19 protein-coding genes are annotated in these 22,973 nt (G+C 64.1%); 15 read left to right on the forward strand and 4 right to left on the reverse strand.

Annotated features, from left to right (window positions below):
• Window positions 1–133 precede the first annotated feature (133 nt).
• Entirely contained in the window at window positions 134–451 is a 318-nt protein-coding gene (locus tag F3J43_RS22620; protein ID WP_166892425.1) for a Rieske (2Fe-2S) protein, read from the forward strand.
• Here F3J43_RS22620 and sfsA read toward each other — a convergent pair.
• Window positions 441–1,157 (reverse strand): DNA/RNA nuclease SfsA, encoded by a 717-nt coding sequence (sfsA, locus tag F3J43_RS22625; RefSeq protein ID WP_166892428.1) that lies wholly within the window; start codon window positions 1,155–1,157, stop codon window positions 441–443. The two genes, F3J43_RS22620 and sfsA, sit on opposite strands and share 11 nt — an antisense overlap.
• Complete coding sequence (locus tag F3J43_RS22630; RefSeq protein WP_166892431.1) at window positions 1,157–2,329, reverse strand: pyridoxal phosphate-dependent aminotransferase; 1,173 nt, start codon at window positions 2,327–2,329, stop codon at window positions 1,157–1,159. The genes sfsA and F3J43_RS22630 overlap by 1 nt, the downstream gene beginning before the upstream one ends.
• Before the next feature lie 213 nt (window positions 2,330–2,542).
• On the opposite strand from F3J43_RS22630, the gene dksA reads away from it, so the two are divergent.
• From dksA to F3J43_RS22695, 13 genes are all read left to right on the forward strand, one after another.
• On the forward strand, window positions 2,543–2,986 hold the full coding sequence (gene dksA, locus F3J43_RS22635; RefSeq protein ID WP_050706966.1) for an RNA polymerase-binding protein DksA: 444 nt from the start codon (window positions 2,543–2,545) through the stop codon (window positions 2,984–2,986).
• 146 nt (window positions 2,987–3,132) lie between these two features.
• Window positions 3,133–4,020 (forward strand): tRNA glutamyl-Q(34) synthetase GluQRS, encoded by an 888-nt coding sequence (gene gluQRS / locus F3J43_RS22640; RefSeq protein ID WP_166892435.1) that lies wholly within the window; start codon window positions 3,133–3,135, stop codon window positions 4,018–4,020.
• Between the two features lie 200 nt (window positions 4,021–4,220).
• Entirely contained in the window at window positions 4,221–4,397 is a 177-nt protein-coding gene (locus F3J43_RS22645) for a hypothetical protein (RefSeq protein ID WP_003250005.1), read from the forward strand.
• Window positions 4,387–7,356, forward strand: a complete 2,970-nt coding sequence (locus tag F3J43_RS22650) for a sensor histidine kinase (protein ID WP_166892438.1) — start codon at window positions 4,387–4,389, stop codon at window positions 7,354–7,356. Before F3J43_RS22645 ends, F3J43_RS22650 begins: the two co-directional genes overlap by 11 nt.
• Before the next feature lie 4 nt (window positions 7,357–7,360).
• Entirely contained in the window at window positions 7,361–8,806 is a 1,446-nt protein-coding gene (locus F3J43_RS22655; protein ID WP_166892441.1) for a sigma-54-dependent transcriptional regulator, read from the forward strand.
• Between the two features lie 762 nt (window positions 8,807–9,568).
• Window positions 9,569–10,957, forward strand: a complete 1,389-nt coding sequence (locus F3J43_RS22660; RefSeq protein WP_166892444.1) for a polynucleotide adenylyltransferase PcnB — start codon at window positions 9,569–9,571, stop codon at window positions 10,955–10,957.
• A 2-nt stretch (window positions 10,958–10,959) separates the two neighbouring features.
• Window positions 10,960–11,439 carry a 2-amino-4-hydroxy-6-hydroxymethyldihydropteridine diphosphokinase gene (gene folK, locus F3J43_RS22665; RefSeq protein ID WP_166892448.1) on the forward strand — a complete coding sequence of 160 codons (480 nt, stop codon included), beginning with the start codon at window positions 10,960–10,962 and terminating at the stop codon, window positions 11,437–11,439.
• A gap of 248 nt (window positions 11,440–11,687) precedes the next feature.
• Complete coding sequence (panB, locus tag F3J43_RS22670) at window positions 11,688–12,488, forward strand: 3-methyl-2-oxobutanoate hydroxymethyltransferase (RefSeq protein ID WP_166892450.1); 801 nt, start codon at window positions 11,688–11,690, stop codon at window positions 12,486–12,488.
• Complete coding sequence (gene panC, locus F3J43_RS22675; protein ID WP_166892455.1) at window positions 12,485–13,348, forward strand: pantoate--beta-alanine ligase; 864 nt, start codon at window positions 12,485–12,487, stop codon at window positions 13,346–13,348. The genes panB and panC overlap by 4 nt, the downstream gene beginning before the upstream one ends.
• Window positions 13,349–13,547: 199 nt before the next feature.
• Window positions 13,548–15,212 carry a glucose-6-phosphate isomerase gene (gene pgi, locus F3J43_RS22680; RefSeq protein ID WP_166892458.1) on the forward strand — a complete coding sequence of 555 codons (1,665 nt, stop codon included), beginning with the start codon at window positions 13,548–13,550 and terminating at the stop codon, window positions 15,210–15,212.
• 156 nt (window positions 15,213–15,368) lie between these two features.
• Window positions 15,369–17,303 carry an acetate--CoA ligase gene (acs, locus tag F3J43_RS22685; RefSeq protein WP_166892461.1) on the forward strand — a complete coding sequence of 645 codons (1,935 nt, stop codon included), beginning with the start codon at window positions 15,369–15,371 and terminating at the stop codon, window positions 17,301–17,303.
• A gap of 39 nt (window positions 17,304–17,342) precedes the next feature.
• Window positions 17,343–18,212, forward strand: coding sequence for an oxygenase MpaB family protein (locus F3J43_RS22690; RefSeq protein ID WP_166892464.1), 870 nt, complete (start codon window positions 17,343–17,345; stop codon window positions 18,210–18,212).
• 78 nt (window positions 18,213–18,290) lie between these two features.
• Window positions 18,291–21,227: a DUF748 domain-containing protein gene (locus tag F3J43_RS22695; protein ID WP_166892468.1), complete on the forward strand. Its 2,937-nt coding sequence runs from the start codon at window positions 18,291–18,293 to the stop codon at window positions 21,225–21,227.
• Between the two features lie 56 nt (window positions 21,228–21,283).
• Here the strand turns inward: F3J43_RS22695 and F3J43_RS22700 are convergent, their stop codons facing one another.
• On the reverse strand, window positions 21,284–21,697 hold the full coding sequence (locus F3J43_RS22700; protein ID WP_166892471.1) for a VOC family protein: 414 nt from the start codon (window positions 21,695–21,697) through the stop codon (window positions 21,284–21,286).
• Between the two features lie 60 nt (window positions 21,698–21,757).
• Between F3J43_RS22700 and F3J43_RS22705 the strand changes: the two genes are divergently transcribed.
• The gene (locus F3J43_RS22705) at window positions 21,758–22,060 is read left to right on the forward strand and encodes a heme-binding protein (RefSeq protein WP_166892474.1); all 303 of its coding nucleotides are present in this window, start codon (window positions 21,758–21,760) and stop codon (window positions 22,058–22,060) included.
• Between the two features lie 102 nt (window positions 22,061–22,162).
• On the opposite strand, the gene F3J43_RS22710 is transcribed toward F3J43_RS22705, so the two are convergent.
• On the reverse strand, window positions 22,163–22,513 hold the full coding sequence (locus F3J43_RS22710; protein WP_166892478.1) for a BON domain-containing protein: 351 nt from the start codon (window positions 22,511–22,513) through the stop codon (window positions 22,163–22,165).
• Window positions 22,514–22,973: the final 460 nt, after the last annotated feature.

Below are 22,973 nucleotides of genomic sequence, written 5' to 3' on the forward strand. Positions count from 1 at the left end.
TGCCTTGTGGCGAGCGGCGGAACTGCGCACCATGGCAGGCTGGCGCGGCGAATGCGGTCAATTTGATAATTATTCGCATTGAAGCGTCAAGCCATCCCTTTGTCACACGACTTGACCGGAAACCCTCCTGCCGATGCATTTTCTCTGTATCTCCTCCGACCTGGCCGAAGGCCGCTGCCGCGCTTTCAGCGTAGCCGGCGTATCGCTGTTCGGCGTGCGCCGCCAGGGCAAGGTCCACCTCTACCGCAACCGCTGCCCGCACCGCGACATCGCCCTGAATTGGCACGAGGACGACTTTCTCGACGACAGCGGACAACTGATCCAGTGCGTGCACCACGGGGCACAGTTCCTGATCGACAGCGGCGAATGCGTGACCGGTCCATGCACGGGGGAATGGCTGGAGTCCCTCGACTGCCTGGAAGACAGCCGAGGGCTGTGGCTCACGGATTGAGCAGCACCGGCAAGGCCCGCTCGACCACCAGCTCGCGCGCATCCAGCCGCGTGCCGTAGGCCAGCACCTCGACCCCTTCCGCCACTGCGGCGCGCAAAGCCTGGGCATAGGCGGCGTCGATCTCCTCGGCGGGGCGCACAGCCTCGATGCCGGTGAGGTTCACGCAGTACAGTTGCACCGCGCGGATACCCTGGCGCGCCAGCGCGGCCAGTTCACGCAGGTGCTTGGCACCACGCTGGGTGACCGCATCGGGAAACGCCGCCACGGGTGTGTCGGGGTAGCCGAGGGTGACGCTCTTGACCTCGACGTAGGCCTTGGCGCCGTCGGCATACTCCAGGTAGAAGTCGATGCGGCTGCGTTCCTCGCCGTAGGGTACCTCGCGCTTGAGCAAGGTGAAGCCGGCCAGCTCGGTGATGACACCGGCGCGCAACGCCTCCTCCACCACTGCATTGGCCCGCCCGGTATTGACGCAAGCCAGCCGTCCCTGGGGCGTTTCGCTGATCTCCCAGGTACCGGGCAACTTGCGCTTGGGGTCATTGGAGCGACTGAACCACACCTGTCCGCCTTCACGCATGCAATTGAGCATGGAGCCTGTGTTCGGGCAATGAATGGTCAGTTGCTCGCCATTGGCCAGTTCGATATCGGCGAGAAAGCGTTTATAGCGGCGCAACAGGCGCGCCTGTTCGAGTTCAGGAAAAAACACCATCAGCCCTGCCAGCTCCGCAGGCCCCGGGCAATGCGCTGCACCGCCTCCTCCAGGCGCGGCAGGCTCTGGGTATAGGCGAAGCGCACATGATGGCCGGCCTGGTGACGGCCAAAGTCCAGGCCCGGGGTGAAGGCCAGATGCTCGGTCTCCAGGAAATGCCGGCAGAAGGCGAAAGCGTCACCACCGAAGGCGCTGATATCGGCATACAGGTAGAAAGCCCCCTGGGGCTCGACGGCAATGCCGAAACCGAGCTCGCGCAGCGCGGGCAGCAAGTAGTCGCGCCGGTGGGCGAACTCCGCGCGACGCGCCTCGAGAATCGCCAGGGTTTCCGGCTGGAAACAGGCCAGCGCGGCATGCTGGGCCATGCTTGGGGCACTGATATAAAGGTTCTGCGCCAGCTTCTCCAGGTCACCGATCGCCGATGGCGGCGCAACCAGCCAACCCAGGCGCCAGCCGGTCATGCCGAAATACTTGGAAAAACTATTCAGGACAAAGGCCTGATCGTCGACCTCCAGCACACTGGGTGCGTCCATGCCGTAGGTCAGGCCATGATAGATCTCGTCCACCACCAGATGACCGTGGCGCTCACGAGTGGCCTTGGACAGGCTGGCCAGCTCGGCGCGGTCGAGCACGGTGCCGGTGGGGTTGGCCGGCGATGCCACCAGGGCGCCGACGGTGTCCTTGTCCCAGTAGCGCTCGACCAGATCGGCGGTCAGCTGGTAATTGACGTCCGGCCCCACGGGCACCAGCTGTGCGCCACCTTCGACCAGGCGCAGGAAATGCCGGTTGCACGGGTAGCCCGGGTCGGCCAGCAGCCAGTGCTTGCCCGGATCGACCAGCAGGCTGCTGGCCAACAGCAGCGCTCCCGAGCCTCCTGGGGTGATGAGCACGCGTTCTGGATCGAGGTCCACACCGTAACGCTGGCCATAGAACCCGGCGATCGCCTCGCGCAGCTGCGGCAGGCCACGAGCCGCGGTATAGCGGGTATGCCCCGCCGCCAGCGCGGCCTGGCCGGCGGCGACGATCGGCGCGGCAGTGGTGAAGTCCGGCTCGCCGATCTCCAGGTGGATCACATCGTGACCGGCGGCCTGCAACTCGTTGGCACGGGCCAGCAGGGCCATGACGTGGAAGGGTTCGATGGCGCGACTGCGCGCACTGTGTGGCTGAGTCATGGGCCTTCTCTCAATTGGGTCTAGACTGTTGATTCTACCCGTGCGCGCCAGCGAACGTGCCGCCCGCGCCGCTGTCAATAGCAGGCACAGGGCGGGGTAGCGCACCCCGGATCTATCTGGTAAGTTCGGCGGCTCGCAGTCGCAGGGCCGGCGGGTGCCGGAGATGGAAGCAAGCCTGCGCATTGGATCAGATGAGTGAGAGGCGGTCTATTCATGTCCACCGTAGAAAAGCAAAAAGTCCAGACCATGTACGGTGTCGAGCCCTACGTAGAGACCAAGGGTGAGGAGTACATGGGCGAGCCCATGAAAAAGCACTTCACCAAGCTCCTCAATGCCTGGAAAGGCGAGCTGATGGTGAGTGTGGATCGCACCGTGGACCACATGAAGGATGAAGCAGCCAACTTCCCTGACCCGGCCGACCGTGCCAGCCAGGAAGAAGAGTTCGCCCTGGAACTGCGCAACCGTGATCGCGAGCGCAAGTTGATCAAGAAGATCGACAAGACCCTCGACAAGATCAAGGCCGACGAATACGGCTGGTGCGACTCCTGCGGCATCGAGATCGGCCTGCGCCGCCTGGAAGCCCGTCCGACCGCGGACCTGTGCTTCGACTGCAAGGAAATCGCCGAGAAAAAGGAAAAGACAGTCGGCAAAGGCTGATCCGAATCCCGAAAAGACGGGGCGTACTGGTTGTGTGAGCGGGCTTGTCCCGCGATGAAGATGTCGGGTTCCACGACGTCATCGCGGGGCAAGCCCGCTCACACATCAGATACGCCCCGTCTTCATTTATATAGCTTGCATAGCCCATGACCCAAGTCCGTTACATCGGCCGCTTCGCCCCCACCCCCAGCGGCTTCCTGCATTTCGGCTCACTGGTGGCCGCCCTCGCCTCCTGGCTCGACGCTCGCGCTGTCGATGGCCGCTGGCTGCTGCGCATGGAAGACACCGACCCGCCCCGGGAAATGCCCGGTGCCCGTGATGCGATCCTGCAGACCTTGGAACGCTACGGCCTGGAGTGGGACGCCGAGGTGGTGTTCCAGAGCCAGCGACATGAGGCCTACGCCGCAGTCGTCGATCGCCTGTTCAACATGGGCCTGGCCTATGCCTGCACCTGTTCGCGCAAACAGCTCGAAGGCCACAACGGTATCTACCCAGGCTTTTGCCGCAACGCCGGCCACCCACGTGAAGGCGCGGCAATCCGCCTGCGAGTGCCGGAGCTGATCTACCGTTTCTCCGACCGCGTCCAAGGCCCGTTCGAACAACACCTGGGTCGCGAGGTCGGCGATTTCGTCATCCAACGTCGCGATGGGCTCTACGCCTATCAATTGGCGGTGGTGCTGGACGATGCCTGGCAGGGGATCACCGACATCGTGCGCGGCGCCGACCTGCTGGACAACACCCCACGCCAGCTGTACCTGCAAGAGCTGCTGGGCTTCTCGCAGCCGCGCTACCTGCATATTCCGCTGATCGTGCAGCCCGATGGGCACAAGTTGGGCAAGTCGTACCGCTCGCCGCCACTGGAGGCGGGTCAGGCCACGCCGTTGCTGCTCAGGGCGCTGCGGGCGCTAGGACAGACGGCCGACAGCGGGCTGCAAGGCGCAAGCCCGGCCGAGGTGCTGGCGGTGGCGCGGCAGCAGTGGCGGCCAGAGAACATTGCCCGGCAGATGAGCGTGCCTGAAGCTGATTTGCGCTGAAGCAGCCCCGGTCCTGGCGCGGGGCAAGCCGCGCCCACGATGCCTATGGCCCCACGACAGAGTCAAAACCTGCGAAACCAGACTCAAAAGCCCAACGAATTCAAACCCTTGGCTAACAGCCCCGATTCCCGCTAGCATCGCCGCAGCCATTTGCGCCAATAATAAGTCCAAGCCCGCAGCGCCCAACCTTCGAGGCCAGCATGTACATCTATCGTTTGGTCCTGCTTCTGGTCGTGGGGATCTACCTGTTCTCCCCAGCCATCATGGACTGGTGGATCGAGCCGACTGGAGCCTGGTACCGCCCCTACCTGCTCTGGCTGATCCTCATCGTCGTCACCTTCATCCTGCAGAGCCAACGAGATGCCGATGAGCTTTAGCCTGACCCAGATGATCCTGATCAGTGCCGCGTACCTGCTGGTGCTGTTCGGTGTGGCCTGGATCAGCGAGCGCGGGCTGATCCCGCGCGCGATCATCCGCCATCCCCTGACCTACACCCTGTCGCTGGGGGTCTACGCCAGTGCCTGGGCCTTCTATGGTTCGGTGGGCCTGGCCTACCAGTACGGCTACGGTTTCCTGGCCTGCTACCTGGGGGTGTCGGGGGCGTTCCTGCTGGCCCCGGTGCTGCTCTACCCGATCCTCAAGATCACTCGTACCTACCAGCTCTCGTCGCTGGCCGACCTGCTGGCGTTCCGTTTTCGCAGCACCTGGGCCGGCGCGCTGACCACGGTGATCATGCTGATCGGCGTGCTGCCGCTGCTGGCCTTGCAGATCCAGGCGGTGGCCGACTCGATCAGCATCCTCACCGGCGAACCGGTGAAGGCTCGCGTGGCATTCGCCTTCTGCGTGCTGATCGTGCTGTTCACCATCTTCTTCGGTTCGCGCCATATCGCCACCCGAGAGAAACACGAGGGGCTGGTATTCGCCATCGCCTTCGAGTCGGTGATCAAGCTCGTGGCCCTGGGCGGCGTCGGCCTGTATGCGCTGTATGGCGTGTTCGGCGGCCCGCATGGGCTGGAGGTCTGGCTGCTGCAGAACCAGACCGCTCTCGCCGCCCTGCACACACCGTTGCAAGAAGGCCCATGGCGGACCCTGCTGCTGGTGTTCTTCGCCTCGGCGATCGTCATGCCGCACATGTACCACATGGCCTTCACCGAAAACCTCAGTCCGCGTTCGCTGGTCAGCGCCAGCTGGGGCCTGCCGCTGTTCCTGCTGCTGATGAGCCTGGCCGTGCCGCTGGTGCTGTGGGCCGGCCTGCGCCTGGGCGCCAGCACCAACCCCGAGTACTTCACCCTGGGCCTGGGCATCGCCGCCGACAACGAGGCGCTGGCGCTGCTGGCCTACATCGGTGGGTTGTCCGCTGCCAGCGGGCTGATCATCGTCACCACCCTGGCGCTGTCGGGCATGGCGCTGAACCACCTGGTGCTGCCGCTGTACCAGCCTCCGGCCGAAGGTAACATCTACCGCTGGCTGAAATGGACCCGCCGGGCGCTGATCGTCGCCATCATCACCGCCGGTTTCGCCTTCTACCTCACCCAGAGCAACCACCAGAGCCTGGCCAACCTGGGCATCGTCGCCTTCGTCGCTACCTTGCAGTTCCTGCCGGGCGTGCTCTCGGTGCTGTACTGGCCGACCGCCAACCGTCGCGGCTTCATTGCCGGGCTACTGGCGGGCACGCTGGTGTGGATGGTGACCATGCTGTTGCCGTTGCTGGGCAACCTGCAGGGCTTCTATATCCCGCTGCTGGACATGATCTACGTGCTGGACGACACCAGCTGGCACATGGCTGCCATCGCTTCGCTGGCAGCCAACGTCCTGCTGTTCACCCTGATTTCGCTGTTCACCAACGCCAGCAGCGAAGAGGTCAGCGCCGCTGAAGCCTGCGCGGTGGACAACGTGCGTCGTCCGCAGCGGCGCGAGCTGCACGCCGCCTCGCCCCAGGAGTTCGCCACCCAGTTGGCCAAGCCGCTGGGGGCCAAGGCGGCGCAGAAGGAAGTCGAGCAGGCCCTGCGCGACCTCTACCTGCCGTTCGACGAGCGCCGCCCCTATGCCCTGCGCCGCCTGCGCGACCGCATCGAGGCCAACCTCTCCGGCCTGATGGGCCCGAGCGTGGCGCAGGACATGGTGGAAACCTTCCTGCCCTACAAATCCGGCAACGAAAACTACGTCACCGAGGACATCCACTTCATCGAGAGCCGCCTCGAGGACTACCACTCACGGCTTACCGGGCTTGCTGCCGAACTCGATGCCCTGCGCCGCTACCACCGCCAGACCCTCCAGGAACTGCCCATGGGCGTGTGCTCGCTGGCCAAGGACCAGGAGATCCTGATGTGGAACAAGGCCATGGAGGAGCTCACCGGCATCGCCGCCAAGCATGTGGTCGGCTCGCGCCTGGTGACCATCGCCGAACCCTGGCGCGGCTTGCTGCAGGGCTTCATCGATGTCCCCGACGAACACCTGCACAAGCAGCGCCTGGCCCTCGATGGCCAGCCACGCTGGCTCAACCTGCACAAGGCGGCTATCGACGAGCCGCTGGCACCGGGCAACAGCGGCCTGGTGCTGCTGGTCGAGGACCTCACCGAGACCCAGGCTCTGGAAGACAAGCTGGTGCACTCCGAACGCCTGGCCAGCATCGGCCGCCTGGCGGCCGGGGTGGCCCACGAGATCGGCAACCCGATCACCGGCATCGCCTGCCTGGCGCAGAACCTGCGCGAAGAGCGCGAAGGCGACGGCGAGATCATCGAGTTGTCCAGCCAGATTCTCGAGCAGACCAAGCGCGTGTCGCGCATCGTCCAGTCGCTGATGAGCTTCGCCCATGCCGGTGGCAGCCAGCAGAACAGCGAGGAGCCGGTGTGCCTGGCCGAAGTGGCGCAGGACGCCATTGGCCTGCTGGCGTTGAACCGGCGCAACTTCGAGGTGCAGTTCTTCAACCTCTGCGATCCGGAACACTGGGTCGAGGGCGACCCGCAACGCCTGGCCCAGGTCCTGATCAACCTGCTCTCCAATGCCCGTGACGCCTCGCCGCCCGGCAGCGCCGTGCGCGTGCGCAGCGAAAGCAGCGAGCACACCGTCGACCTGATCGTCGAGGACGAAGGCAGTGGAATTCCCAAGAACATCGTCGACCGCCTGTTCGAACCCTTCTTCACCACCAAGGATCCGGGGGAAGGAACCGGACTGGGGCTCGCACTGGTCTATTCCATCGTGGAAGAGCATTATGGGCAAATCACCATCGACAGCCCGGCCGACATCGAGCGCCAACGTGGTACCCGGATCCGCGTGACCCTGCCCCGGCATGTCGTAGCGACGTCCCCTGAAATTCGAGACCGTCGAGAGAATTGAATCAATGCCGCACATTCTGATCGTCGAAGACGAAACCATCATCCGCTCGGCCCTGCGTCGCCTGCTCGAACGAAATCAGTACCAGGTCAGCGAAGCCGGCTCGGTGCAGGAAGCCCAGGAACGCTTCAGCATTGCCACCTTCGACCTGATCGTCAGCGACCTGCGCCTGCCGGGCGCCCCGGGCACCGAGCTGATCAAGCTCGGCCAAGGCACCCCGGTACTGATCATGACCAGTTACGCCAGCCTGCGCTCGGCGGTGGACTCGATGAAAATGGGCGCAGTCGACTACATCGCCAAGCCATTCGACCATGACGAGATGCTCCAGGCCGTCGCCCGTATCCTGCGCGACCGCCAGGATGCCCCGGCTCCTGCGCCCAGCGCCGAGCCCCGCGTCGCCACTGCGGCCGGCAACGGCAAGGCCGCCAGCACGCCCGCGAATGGCGAGATCGGCATCATCGGCTCGTGCCCGCCGATGCAGGAAATGTTCGTGAAGATCCGCAAGGTGGCGCCCACCGACTCCAACGTGCTGATCCAGGGCGAATCGGGGACCGGCAAGGAACTGGTGGCCCGTGCCCTGCACAACCTCTCGCGACGCGCCAAGGCACCGATGATTTCGGTGAACTGCGCGGCGATTCCGGAAACCCTGATCGAATCCGAACTGTTCGGCCACGAGAAAGGCGCATTCACCGGTGCCAGTGCCGGTCGTGCCGGCCTGGTCGAAGCCGCCGACGGTGGCACCCTGTTCCTCGACGAAATCGGTGAATTGCCGCTGGAGGCCCAGGCCCGCCTGCTGCGGGTACTGCAGGAAGGCGAGATCCGCCGGGTCGGCTCGGTGCAGTCGCAAAAGGTCGATGTCCGCCTGATCGCCGCCACCCACCGCGACCTGAAGAACCTGGCCAAGGCCGGGCAGTTCCGTGAAGACCTCTACTACCGCCTGCACGTGATCGCCCTCAAGCTGCCGGCCCTGCGCGAACGCGGCAGTGACGTCAACGAGATCGCCAGCGCTTTCCTCGCCCGTCAGAGCGCCCGCATCGGCCGCGATGACCTGCACTTCTCCAGCGAGGCCGAACAGGCCATCCGTCACTACAGCTGGCCAGGTAACGTGCGCGAACTGGAAAACGCCGTGGAGCGCGCGGTCATTCTCAGCGAGAGCGCGGAAATTTCCGCCGACCTGCTGGGTATCGACATCGAACTGAGCGACCTGGAAGACGACGATGTCCTGGACAACCTGCCGACCCTGGCTGGTAGCGCCGCCAACAGCGCCAGCCACGAACCGACCGAAGACCTTTCGCTGGAAGACTACTTCCAGCATTTCGTCCTTGAGCACCAGGACCACATGACCGAGACCGAGCTGGCCCGCAAGCTGGGTGTCAGCCGCAAGTGCCTGTGGGAACGCCGCCAGCGCCTGGGCATTCCACGGCGCAAGAGCAACGTCACCAGCGACAACTGATTCGACGCGTCCCCTCGGGGGCAAGCCTGCACCTACTGTCGTGGGAGCGGGCTTGTCGGGTCGACGCATCGCCCGCGATGCGTTTGTGCGGTAGCACATCAGTCTTTGCGCAAATCTGTTACCCAAGCTGTCAGACGTAACAGTCTCCGAGGCATACGGTAACGAAATTTCTACATTTGCCCTGCCCCTGAATCACTCAAAAACGCCGAAAGCCCCGGAATCATTGGGCTTTCAAAAGTTGGCACGGCACCTGCTATATCTTTGGTACAAGAACAATAACAAGCACTGCAACTCAAAATAAGAACAAGACGAAACGACTCACGCACAATAAGAACAAGACGGCGGAGGCGCAGCTAACTGATTCTTTTGGAGAGGAGTTGTGTTTGGGGCTTGCCCCACGATCAGGCAGAGAACAACAAAAACTGCACTCAAAAGCAGCACCTGAACTGATTGGATCGACAGATCAACATCATCTCGGCGACCAAAGCAATCCGTTTGCTCTTCACCCCCTGGTTTGGGGGTCGTCCACAAGCCTTGAGCTTGCGGACAGGGCACTCAACAAAAACAAGAAGCCCAACAAAAAAACAATAAGAGCACACAACGACTTGGTGGGGAGCTTCGGCTCCCCATGTCGTTTCTCCCCCGCGCGAATCACGCTCGGCATACCGCCTACACCATTCCCCCAGTAAATGCTAGAATCCCCGCCCATCATGCGGCCATTCTCCTATCCTTGGCCGATCATTCCTTCAAACAGTGCATCCCATGCTGAAGAAGCTGTTCCAGTCGTTCCGCCCGCCCGTTCGTGGCCAGCACCACAGGCGCACCACGCCTGAAGTGATCAACAAGAGCCAGCACTCGCTGCAGCGCAGCCAGTTCAGCCGCCACGCCGTGGGCATCGTCGAGCGCCTCCAGGCGGCCGGCTACCAGGCCTACCTGGTCGGTGGCTGCGTGCGCGACCTGCTGCTGGGCATCACGCCCAAGGACTTCGACGTCGCCACCAGCGCCACCCCCGAGCAGGTGCGTGCCGAGTTCCGCAACGCCCGTATCATTGGTCGGCGCTTCAAGCTGGTCCACGTGCATTTCGGCCGTGAGATCATCGAAGTCGCCACCTTCCGCGCCCCGCATTCCGACGAGGACCAGGCCGACAGCCACCGTTCGTCGCACAATGCCAGCGGCCGCATCCTGCGCGACAACGTGTACGGCACCCTGGAGGAAGACGCGCAGCGCCGTGACTTCACCATCAACGCCCTGTACTACGATCCGGTCAGCGAGCGCATCCTCGACTACGCCAACGGTGTCCACGACATCCGCAACCGCCTGTTGCGCCTGATCGGCGATCCGACACACCGCTACCAGGAAGACCCGGTGCGCATGCTGCGCGCGGTGCGCTTCGCCGCCAAGCTGGACTTCGGCATCGAAAAGCACACCGTGCAGCCGATCCGCGAACTGGCCAAGCTGCTGCGCGAGATTCCCCCGGCGCGCCTGTTCGAGGAAACCCTCAAGCTGTTCCTCAACGGCCAGGGTGCCATCGCCTTCGAGATGCTGGTCGACCTGGAACTGTTCGAACCGCTGTTCCCGGCCAGCAGCCACGCACTCGAAGAGCGTCCGACCTACACCCACACCTTGATCAGCCAGGCCCTGAGCAACACCGACCTGCGCGTCAAGCAAGGCAAGCCGGTCACCCCTGCCTTCCTGTTCGCCGCCCTGCTCTGGCCTGCCCTGCCGGGCCGTGCGCTGTACCTGCAGAGCCAAGGCGTGCCGCCGATCCCGGCCATGAACGGCGCGGCCCACGACCTGATCGCCGAACAGTGCCAGCGCATTGCCATTCCCAAGCGTTTCACCCTGCCGATCCGCGAGATCTGGGACATGCAGGAGCGCCTGCCACGACGCAGCGGCAAGCGCGCCGACATGATGCTCGACAACCCGCGCTTCCGCGCCGGCTACGACTTCCTGCTGCTGCGTGAAAGCGCCGGCGAGGAGACCGACGGCCTGGGCCAGTGGTGGACCGACTACCAGGACGCCAACGACAGCCAACGCCGCGAGATGATCCGCGAGCTGGGCAGCCGTGACGATGGCGCCAGTGCCGCTCCACGCAAACGCAAGCGCAGCCCCAGCAAGCGCAAGCGTGAAGACGACCAGACGTGGGATTGAGCATGAGCACCCGCGCCTTCATCGGCCTGGGCAGCAACCTCGATGAGCCTGCCGAGCAACTGCGCAGCGCCCTGCGGGCCCTCGACCAGATTCCCGAGAGCCGCCTGGCGGCAGCCTCCGCCCTGTACACCAGCGACTCGTTGCTACCTGGGCACCCCCGCTTCACCAACGCCGTGGCCGCCCTTGACACGTCGTTGGCGCCGCTGGCGTTGCTCGACGCGCTGCAGGGCATCGAGCACGACCAGGGCCGGGTGCGCAAAGAGCGCTGGGGACCGCGTACCCTCGACCTCGACATGCTGCTGTTCGGTGACCAGGTCATCGACGAGCCCCGCCTGAAAGTGCCGCACTACCACATGCAGGCGCGCCCCTTCGTGCTCTACCCGCTAGCCGAGCTGGTACCCGCCGACTTCCGTCTCGCCGATGGCCGCAGCCTCGCGCAGTTGCTCCAGGACTGTCCGTTCGTCGGCCTGGAACGCCTCTAGGACGGGTGTTACAGGCGAGGGTAACGCCAGTAACACCCTCGCCGTAACATTGCGGTAACACGGATCATTGACTTCCCCCACCTCGCTCACGACTATAGGCGTCCCGCGGCGATACGCTGCCGCCATCACCTATTTAGGCTCGGACGGACCTGCGCCCGAACATCACAAACGATGATGTGCCGCTCCGGAAGATGAATACACGCGTTGTACGCAGTTGTTTCACAGCGCCTGAACGAGGATTCCCCTACATGCCTGAAGTAACCCTGACCACCCTCAACGGCCTCAAGGCCAAGGGTGAAAAAATCACCATGCTGACCTGCTACGACGCGACCTTCGCCAAGGCCGCCAGCCAGGCCGGCGTCGAAGTACTGCTGGTGGGTGACTCGCTGGGCATGGTCCTGCAAGGCCATGACAGCACCCTGCCGGTAACCACCGAAGACATGGCGTACCACACCGCCTGCGTCAAACGCGGCAACGACGGTGCGCTGATCCTCGCCGACCTGCCGTTCATGGCCCACGCCACCACCGAACTGGCCTTCGCCAACGCCGCCCAGCTGATGCGTGCCGGCGCCCACATGGTGAAGATCGAAGGCGCTGCCTGGCTGGCCGAGACCATCCGCCTGCTGGCCGACCGCGGCGTGCCAGTGTGCGCGCACATGGGCCTGACCCCACAGACCGTCAACGTGCTCGGCGGCTACAAGGTCCAGGGTCGCCAGGAAGCCCAGGCGCGGCAGATGCGCGCCGACGCCATCGCCCTGGAGCAAGCCGGCGCGGCCATGCTGCTGCTCGAATGCGTGCCCAGCGAACTAGCGGCGGAAATCACCCAGGCGGTCTCCATCCCGGTGATCGGCATCGGCGCCGGTAGCGCCACCGATGGCCAGGTGCTGGTCCTGCACGACATGCTCGGGTTGTCCCTGAGCGGCCGTGTGCCGAAGTTCGTGAAGAACTTCATGGCTGGCCAGCCAGACATCCAGGGTGCCCTCGCCGCCTATGTGCAGGCGGTCAAGGACGTCAGTTTCCCTGCCAGTGAACATGGGTTCAGCGCATGAATACCGTCAAGACCGTCCGGGAGCTGCGCGCCGCCGTGGCCCGTGCTCGCGGCGAAGGTAAACGCATCGCCTTCGTGCCGACCATGGGCAACCTGCACAGCGGCCACGCCGCACTGGTCACCAAGGCTGCCCAGCGTGCCGACTTCGTGGTCGCCAGCATCTTCGTCAACCCGCTGCAGTTCGGCGCCGGCGAGGACCTCGACAAGTACCCGCGCACCCTCGCCGCCGACCAGGAGAGACTGCTCCAGGCTGGCTGCCACCTGCTGTTCGCCCCCACCGTCGAGGAAATGTACCCCGACGGCATGAGCGTACAGACCCGGGTCAGCGTGCCGCACCTGTCCGAAGGCCTGTGCGGCGCCAGCCGTCCCGGACACTTCGAAGGCGTGGCGACCGTCGTCAGCAAGCTGTTCAACATGGTCCAGCCCGACCTTGCCGTGTTCGGCGAGAAGGACTTCCAGCAACTGGCGGTCATTCGCGCCATGGTCCGTGACCTGAACATGCCGGTCCAGATCATCGGCGAACCGACCGTACGTGCCGAAGACGGCCTGGCGTTGTCCTCGCGCAATGGCTACCTGACCCCGGAGCAACGCGCCGCCGCCCCGGCGCTGTACCGTACCTTGAGCGGCATGGCCGAGGCCCTGCGCCGTGGCCAGCGCGACTATGCGGCGCTGATTGCCGGGGGCGAGGCGCAACTCGAAGCCGCCGGGATGCGCAAGGACTACCTGGAAGTGCGTCATGCCGTGACGCTGCGCCCGGCGCAGCTCGACGACCGTGACCTGGTGGTGATTGCCGCGGCTTACCTGGGCAACACACGGTTGATCGACAACCTGTACCTGCACCTGGAAACGCCGAGCGCCTGAAACAGGGCCTGCCTCGCCGGCTCCCGGAATGTGCAACATTCCCCGTGGGAGCCGGCGACGGCGCCAACCGACAAATTTCATCCCCAGCCTCCCCTTCCTCCCATTCCCGCTTTCTGGCCAATGCCTATAATGGACAGCTTGCAACAGGCAATGAATGCCACTGTCGTAACTTGACCATGTCTCAAGGAAACCACCCGCAATGGCGTATTACCGTACACCCCACGATGTGACGGCGCTGCCTGCCTGGCAAGCGCTTCAGCAACACCGCGACGCCATGCAGGGCTTCAGCATGCGCGAAGCCTTCGCCGCCGACGGCAAGCGCTTCGAGCAGTTCTCCCTGAGCAGCTGCGGACTGTTCCTCGACTATTCGAAGAACCTGATCACCGAGCAGACCCGCGACCTGTTGGTGAACCTGGCCAAGGAAGTCGACCTGGAAGCCGCCATCAAGTCGATGTTCAACGGCGAGATCATCAACGCCTCGGAAGGCCGCCCGGTGCTGCACACCGCGCTACGCCGCCCGGTCGGCGACAAGCTCAGCGTCAACGGCGTCAATGTGATGCCCGAAGTACACAAGGTGCTGAACCAGATCACCGAGCTGGTCGGCCGCATCCATGACGGCCTGTGGCGCGGCTATAGCGAAAAGCCGATCACCGACGTGGTGAACATCGGCATCGGCGGCTCGTTCCTCGGCCCGGAGCTGGTCTCCGAGGCCCTGCTGCCATACGCCCAGCGTGGCGTGCGCTGTCACTACCTGGCGAACATCGACGGCAGCGAATTCCACGAACTGTCGGCCAACCTGCGGGCCGAGACCACCCTGTTCATCGTCTCGTCGAAGTCGTTCAACACCCTCGAGACCCTGAAGAACGCCATGGCCGCCCGCACCTGGTACCTTGCCCAGGGCGGCTCGGAAGCCGAGCTCTACCGCCACTTCATCGCCGTGTCGAGCAACAAGGCCGCGGCACTGGCCTTCGGCATCCGCGAAGAGAACATCTTCCCGATGTGGGACTGGGTCGGCGGGCGCTATTCGCTGTGGTCGGCCATCGGCCTGCCCATTGCCCTGGCCATCGGCACTGCCAACTTCAAGGAGCTGCTGTCCGGTGCCTATACCATGGACCAGCACTTCCAGAGCGCTCCGTTCGACAAGAACATGCCGGTGCTGCTGGCTCTGCTGGGGGTGTGGTACGGCAACTTCTGGGGCGCGCAGAGCCACGCGATCCTTCCGTACGATCACTACCTGCGCAACATCACCAAGCACCTGCAACAGCTGGACATGGAGTCCAACGGCAAGAGCGTGCTGCAAGACGGTACCCCGGTGAAGACCGACACCGGTCCGGTGATCTGGGGTGGCGTCGGCTGCAACGGCCAGCATGCCTATCACCAGTTGCTGCACCAGGGCACCCAGCTGATCCCGGCCGACTTCATCGTCCCGGTGGTGAGTTTCAACCCCGTGGCCGACCATCACCAGTGGCTGTATGCCAACTGCCTGTCGCAGAGCCAGGCGTTGATGCTCGGCAAGACCCGCGCCGAAGCCGAGGCCGAGCTGCGCGCCAAGGGCCTCAACGAAGCCGATGTGGCCATGCTGGCACCGCACAAGGTGATTCCGGGCAACCGCCCGAGCAACACCCTGGTGGTCGAACGCATCAGTCCGCGTCGCCTGGGCGCGCTGGTGGCGATGTACGAGCACAAGGTCTTCGTGCAGAGCGTGATCTGGGGGATCAACGCCTTCGACCAGTGGGGCGTGGAACTGGGCAAGGAACTGGGCAAGGGCGTGTACCAGCGTCTGGTCGGCAGTCTGGAAGACAACGCCGAGGATGGCTCCACCCAAGGCCTGATCAACTACTTCCGCGGCCGGCACCGCGGCTGATCGCGCCCTTGGCGGGGCAAGCCCGCTCCCACGTGATCGGCATGGGAGCGGGCTTGCCCCGCCAAGGCTTGCGTCCGGGAACACCCCCGCCTTCTACACTGTCCTATCGAATAGTCATTGCAGTCCCTCGCCCGCCGCCAGCGCAGGAGCACCGCCATGTTCGATATCCGCGACTACCCCCAGGCCCTGGCCGTCAGCCAGTCAGCCGTAATCTCCGATGCCGACTACCGCCGCCTCTACCGTCAGTCGGTGGACGACCCTGACACCTTCTGGGCCGAACAGGCCGAGCGCCTGAGCTGGGACAAGCCCTGGTCGAGCGTGCAGCAATGCGACCTGAAGACCGGCAAGGCCCGCTGGTTCGACGGAGCCAGACTCAACGTCAGCTACAACTGCATCGACCGCCACCTGGCCAGCCGCGGCGAACAGCCCGCATTGCTGTGGGAAGGCGACGACCCGAGCGACAGCAAGACCATCACCTACCGTGAACTGCACCGCCAGGTCTGCCGCCTGGCCAACGTGCTCAAGACGCGCGGCGTGAAGAAAGGCGACCGGGTGTGCATCTACATGCCGATGATCCCCGAGGCCGCCTACGCCATGCTCGCCTGCGCCCGCATCGGTGCCATTCACTCTGTGGTGTTCGGCGGTTTCTCGCCCGACGCCCTGCGCGACCGTATCCTCGACGCCGACTGCCACACCGTGATCACCGCCGACGAAGGCCTGCGTGGCGGCAAGCGCATCGCACTCAAGCACAACGTCGACAAAGCCCTCTCCCGCTGCCCCGCGGTCAGTACCGTCCTGGTGGTTCGACGCACCGGCGGCGAAGTGGCCTGGCACGACGGACGCGACCTCTGGTACCACGCGGCGACCGACGGCGCTGCTGACGATTGCCCGGCCGAGCCGATGGCCGCCGAGGATCCGCTGTTCATCCTCTATACCTCCGGCAGCACCGGCAAACCCAAGGGCGTGCTGCACACCACCGCCGGCTACCTGCTGCAGGCCACCCTGACCTTCAAGGTGGTGTTCGACTACCGCGAGGGCGAGGTGTTCTGGTGCACCGCCGATGTCGGCTGGGTCACCGGCCATAGCTACATCGTCTACGGTCCGCTGGCCAACGGCGCGATCTCGTTGATGTTCGAAGGCGTCCCCAGCTACCCGGACACCTCGCGCTTCTGGCAGGTAGTCGACAAGCACCAGGTGAACATCTTCTACACCGCGCCCACCGCCCTGCGCGCGCTCATGCGCGAGGGCACGGGCCCCTTGCAGAACTCCTCGCGCACCAGCCTGCGCCTGCTCGGCAGCGTCGGCGAACCGATCAACCCGGAAGTCTGGGAATGGTACTTCGAGGCCGTGGGACAGAAACGCTGCCCCATCGTCGATACCTGGTGGCAGACCGAGACCGGCGCCATCATGCTCACCCCGCTGCCCGGCACGCCACGACTCAAGCCCGGCTGTGCCACCCAACCGATGTTCGGCGTACAACCGGTGCTGCTGGACGAGAAGGGCCAGCTCATCGAAGGCCCCGGCGCCGGACTGCTGGCGATCAAGGCCAGTTGGCCGGGGCAGATCCGCAGCGTCTACGGCGACCACCAGCGCATGGTCGATACCTACTTCAAGCCCATGCCCGGTTATTACTTCACCGGCGACGGCGCACGCCGCGACGCCGATGGCGACTACTGGATCACCGGGCGCATCGACGATGTGATCAATGTCTCCGGGCACCGTATCGGCACCGCCGAGGTGGAGAGCGCGCTGGTACTGCACGACAGCGTCGCCGAAGCGGCCGTGGTGGGCTACCCCCACGATCTCAAGGGCCAGGGCGTGTATGCCTTCGTCACGCCAATGAACGGGGTGAACGCTGACGATGCACTCAAGGCCGAACTGCTGGCCCTGGTCAGCCAGGAGATCGGCAGCTTCGCCAAGCCGGAACTGATCCAGTGGGCTCCGGCGCTGCCCAAGACGCGCTCGGGCAAGATCATGCGGCGTATACTGCGCAAGATCGCCTGCAACGAGCTGGACAACCTGGGGGATACCTCCACCCTCGCTGATCCGGCCGTGGTCCAGGGACTGATCGACAAGCGCCTCAATCAATAGCCAGCGGCCCGGGCGCGCCGCCTTGCCCAAAAGGTCGCCATGGAAGCCCTTCGCCGCCGCATCGAAACCCAGGTCATGAGCCTTACCGGGCTGGCCCTCGGCCAGCTCGACCTGGAATCGCCCAAGGGCGACCCGGGGCTGTTCGGCCCGCAGAGCATCAGTTGGCAGGTGCACGGCGACTTCCCCAGCATGCTGGTGGGCGGCATCAGCGCCTTGATGCTGCAACTGTTGCATCCCCTGGCGCTGGCCGGCGTGTGGGACCACTCGAATTTTCGCGAAGACCTGCTCGGCCGCCTGCGCCGCACCAGCCAGTTCATCTCCGGCACCACGTTCGGCTCGACCCGCGACGCCGAATGGCTCATCGAGAAAGTCCGCACCATCCACCTCCAGGTGGTCGGCACCGCCGCCGACGGGCGTCCCTATGCCGCCAGCGACCCCGATCTGCTGACCTGGGTACACGTGGCCGAGGTCAGCAGCTTTCTCGCCGCCCACCTGCGTTACCGCAACCCCGGCCTCCCCCGCGCCGACCAGGATCGCTACTACGACGAGATCGCGCTGATCGCCGAGCGCCTGGGTGCCCGCGACGTGCCGCGCTCCTGTGCCCAGGTGCAGGCCTACTTGCAGCGCATGCGCCCACAACTGCAATGCGACGCCCGCAGCCTCGAGGTGGTGAAGATCCTGCAGGCGGCACCGGCACCCAGCCGCCTGGCCGAACCGGTGGGCAAGCTGATGCTCAACGCCGGTATCGACCTGCTGCCGGACTGGGCCCGCGCCATGCTCGGCCTGCACCAGGGCGCCCTGGCGCAGCGCATGATCCGCCTGGGGCTGGGCAACACGGCGCCGGTGCTGCGCTGGGCCATGCGCGACAGCTCGGCACACCGCGCCAGACGCCGCATGGGACTGGAGTGAGTCTTTTGGCCATCACGGCGGAACCGATTTAACGTGCCATACTCCAAGCACTCCAGCCTGATACAGACGAAGCGACACATGCCCAAAGGATTGACCCGCGCCCTCGGCGCCCTACTGGCCCTGGTGGCCCTGTACAGCCTGCTCGGCTTCCTCATTCTCCCTGGCATCGCCCTGCGCGTGGCCAACCAGCAGTTGGCGCAATACGCCAACGTGCCGGCGCACCTGCAACGCATCGAACTCAACCCGTTCAGCCTCGAACTGACGCTCTGGGGGCTGCAGATCGGCGAACCCGGCAAGGAACAGGTCGGTTTCGAACGCCTCTACGCCAACTTGTCCCTCGACAGCCTGTGGACCAAGGCCCTGCACCTGGATGCCGTGGAGCTGGATAAACCACGCACCGAGCTGCTGTTCGCCAAGGACGGCAGCCTCAACCTGACCCAATTGTTCAAGCTGCCGCCCAGCGAACCAAAGACCGAGGAGCCCGCGAGCGGTCCGTTCCCACTGCGCATCGACAGCATCAAGCTCAGCGAGGGCTACCTGCACTTCGAGGACCTGCGCCCCAGCGAGCCGATCGAGTTCCTCTACGACTCGATGAACCTGGAGCTGAAGCACCTCAGCACCCTGCCTGACGACAACGCCGACATGACCCTGGTGGCCAACGGCCCCAACGGTGGGCGAATCGACTGGAGCGGTACCCTGAGCCTGTCGCCGATCGCCTCCGAAGGCACGCTGAAGATCACCGACAGCAAGATGAAACTGTTCTGGCCCTACGTACGCGATGCCGTGCCGCTGGTGCTGGAGGACGGCACCCTCAGCCTCGACACCCACTACAAGCTCAACTTGTCCAAGGAAACCGAGCTGCTGCTGGACAACACCTCGCTGCGGGTCGCGCCGTTCGCCATCAAGGCGCCGGATGGCCGCCAACTGGCACGCCTGGCCAGCCTCGAGGTAAGCGAGACGTCCATCGACCTGGCCAAGCAATTGGTCACCGTTGGCAAGGTACGCAGTGAAAAACTCGAAACCTGGGCGGCCCTGGAGAAAGACGGCCAACTCGACTGGCAGAAACTCTTCGCCAGCCAGCCGCCCAAGGCCACGCCGAAGGAAAAGGCCGAACCTGCAGCCGCCGAGCCAAGCGCCGAGCAGAAGGCGGCCAAGGAGCCGAACAAGCCCTGGCAAGTACTGCTCAAGGACGTACAAGCGCGCAACTACATGGTTCACCTGGCCGACCGTAGCCAGAAAACCCCGGTGGAACTGGACGTCGGACCACTGAACCTCGACCTGCAGAACTTCGACAGCCTCAACCAGTCGCCCTTCACCCTCAAGCTCGACACCGGCGTGGGCAAGCAAGGCAAGCTGCAGGCCTCCGGCCAGGTCAACCTGGCACCGGTCACCGCCAAGCTGGACGTGGCCACCCGTGACATCGACCTGCGTGTGGCCCAGGCCTACATCAGCCCGTTCATCCGCCTCGAGCTGCGCAGCGGCATGCTCTCCAGCAACCTCAAGGTCGACCTGAAGAACATCGAGCCGTTGGCCTTCAGCATCGGCGGCAAAGCCCAGGTCAGCCAGCTGCATACGCTCGACACCATCAAGAACCGCGACTTCGTCAAATGGCAACAGGTGGATGTCGATGGCCTGTCTTATGTCCACGGCGATGCCCTGTCGATCGACAAGGTGACCCTGCTGCAGCCCTATGCACGCTTCATCATCAACGAAGACCGCACCACCAACGTCGACGACCTGCTGATCCCGCAGCCGGCAGGCAAGCCAGCCTCGGCCCCGAGCAAACCGAGCCCCGCCAGCCACGGCAAGGAGCTGGGCATCCATATCGGCCAGATCAGCATCAACGACGGTTCGGCCAACTTCGCCGACCAGACCCTCACCCCCCACTTCGCCACGGCAGTGCAACAGCTCAACGGCCAGATCGGCACCATCGACAACCGCAAGCCAATGCCAGCCAAGGTCGACGTCAAGGGCAAGGTCGACCGCTATGCGCCGGTGACCATCACCGGGGCACTCAACCCGTTCAACCCACTGGCCAGCCTGGACATCGCCACCAGCTTCAAGCGCGTCGAACTGACCACGCTGACGCCCTACTCCGGCAAGTTCGCCGGCTTCCGCATCCGCAAGGGGCGGCTGAACCTCGACCTGCACTACCTGATCACCAATGGCCAGCTCAAGGCCGAGAACAAGGTGGTGATCGAGCAACTGCAACTGGGCGAGAAGGTCGACAGCCCGGACGCCGTGGACCTGCCGATCCGCCTGGCGGTGGCACTGCTCAAGGATACCGATGGCAAGATCTCGATCGAACTGCCAGTGTCGGGCGACCTCAACAACCCCCAGTTCAGTGTCATGCCTATCGTCTGGCAGACCCTGCGCAACCTGGTGCTGCGCGCAGCCCAGGCGCCCTTCAAGTTCATCGGCGGGCTGATTTCCGGTGGCGGCGCGGAGGACCTGGGCAGCGTGTCGTTCGCCCCAGGCTCCAGCGACCTGACCCCGGATGCCCAGTCGGCCCTGGACAAGCTGGCCTCCGCGCTCAAGGAGCGCCCGGAACTGCGCCTGGAGATCGAAGGCACCGCCGCCCAGAGCAGCGATGGCCCGCTGATCGCCCAGCAACGCCTGGAGCGCGAGTACCAGGCCACCTGGTACAAGGTCCTGCAGCGTCGTGGCGACAAGGTGCCGGCCAATCCGTCACTGCTGGTCGTCGACGACAGCGACAAGCCTGCCATGCTCGAAGGCATCTACCGCACCCGCCTCAAGCAACAGCCGCCAGCCGAGTGGGAAAAGCTCAGCCGCAGCGAACGCACCGCCAAGCTGCGTGACGCGGTGATCAAGTCCTGGGCCGAAAGCACCGCGCTGCTGCGTACGCTTGGCCAGGAACGGGCCGGCAGCATCAAGGACTACCTGGTCGACAAGGGCAAGCTCGAGGATGACCGGGTGTACTTCATCGACAGCAACCTCGGCCAGGCAGAGAGCGATGGCCGGGTGGTGACACCGATGCACCTGGATGCCGAGTAAGCCCGGCTCCTGCGATACGATCGTGATCCTGATCTGCATCGCAGGAGCCAGCCACCTCACACCAGGCGTTGCCCCGATACCGCCGGGTGATAGAGCGGCTGCACCTTGTTCCCCGCAGGATCCAGCAGATGGAAACTGCGCGCACCATCGCCATGGTTGAAGGGACGATCCAGCAGGGTCACGCCCTGGGCCTTGAAGTACTGGTACCAGGCTTCCAGCTCCTCCACGCTGTCGACGATGAAGCCGTAGTGGTCCAGGGTCTGCAAGCCATTGGCCGCCCCCACGCCACGACCGAGCGACAGATTGTCGTTGCCGCAAGTCAGGTAGACCAGGTCTTCATTGGCGCGATTGAGCACTTCCATGCCCATCACATCGACATAGAAGCGCTCGCACTCCTCCAGGTTGGGAACCAGCAAGGCGATGTGACGCAGGCCATTGAGGCGCCCCGGACGGGCAGGAAGTTCGGACATGAGCAGGATTCCTTTTTTGTATACAATTCGAATCTGAATTTAAAACAAAAGGACCCGCCTGTGTATAGCCTGTTCATCAAGACCCGTGTCAGACCGGGCACCGCCGACGCTTTTCTGAGTGCGATCCAGGCCAACGCCGCAGCCTCGGTCGCTAGCGAGCCAGGCTGCCTGGTGTTCGACGTATCGCTGGACCGTGAAGATGCCGATGTGATCTACCTGTACGAGATCTACCAGGATGACGCGGCCTATGAGGCCCATACGCAGACTGCCCACTTTCGCGACAGCCGCCCCTTGGTGGAGCCACTGATAATCGAGCAGGTTTGCTTCGAGAGCGATGTGGTGGCGCGCAACCCCGTGAGCTGAAGCGCCTGGGCGTTGCAGGGAAGACATGAAAGAAGAACCCCGGCCATTGCCGGGGTCCGCCTTGAAGGGGTGGCCAAGTCCTTTTGGCCGACGGGACAATCCTTATTCAGCTTTAAGGCCGTCAGCCGAAACGGCCTTCACGCCGTTGATCTTCTTGGTGATGTCGATGGCCATCTTCTTCTGCGATTCAGTGATCGCGGTGGTCGAGGACAGCGACACCACGCCTTTGTTGGTCTCGACCTTGATGTCGGAGCCAGGGATGCCTTTCTCGGTCAACAGATCCGATTTGACCTTGGTGGTGATCCAGGTATCGGAGGTCGCTTCCTTGGCTTTGGTCACCTCACCGGCCGCAATCGTCATCGGGGCCTGGGTGGACTGCTGGGCGAATGCCGCATTAGCCATGGTCAGGGTCAGAGCGGTAGCAGTAGCGGCAGCAATGGCGAACTTCTTCATGTGAGTCACTCCTGTTTTTCGAAAGGTCTGCGCCTTGAATCCTGGCGGCAGGTAGGAGTGTAGTTGCATGGCGTGTGCCAGCTTTTCCGTTTCGCTTGAAGCCTTTTAAATCAATAAGTTATGTACTTTTAAGCCGACCAGCGGTCGTGCATTTTGCAATCTGCGGCGCAAACCTGAATGCAAGATGCAAGGCCAACCCCCTGTAGGTGCTGGCCTTGCCGGTGAACAGCGACGGGGCCGATGCCATTCACCTCGGCGCCTGCTTCAGGCTCCTGCAGCCCCCAAGACAGGCCGGAGCCTGCGGGCCGGGCATAAAAAAAGGACCCCGAAGGGTAATGCCAGTCAGTTAAGCTGACTGGCATTTTCATTTTCGGGTCGGATATTTTGCTGGTCGTTGCTTAACTACTCTCGGGAACCAACGATCAGGTCGTCGATGAGGCAAGATATACTGCGCCGCTGC

Origin of the sequence: Pantoea sp. Cy-639 (genome assembly GCF_011752525.1) — a bacterium.
Classification (GTDB): Bacteria; Pseudomonadota; Gammaproteobacteria; order Pseudomonadales; family Pseudomonadaceae; genus Aquipseudomonas.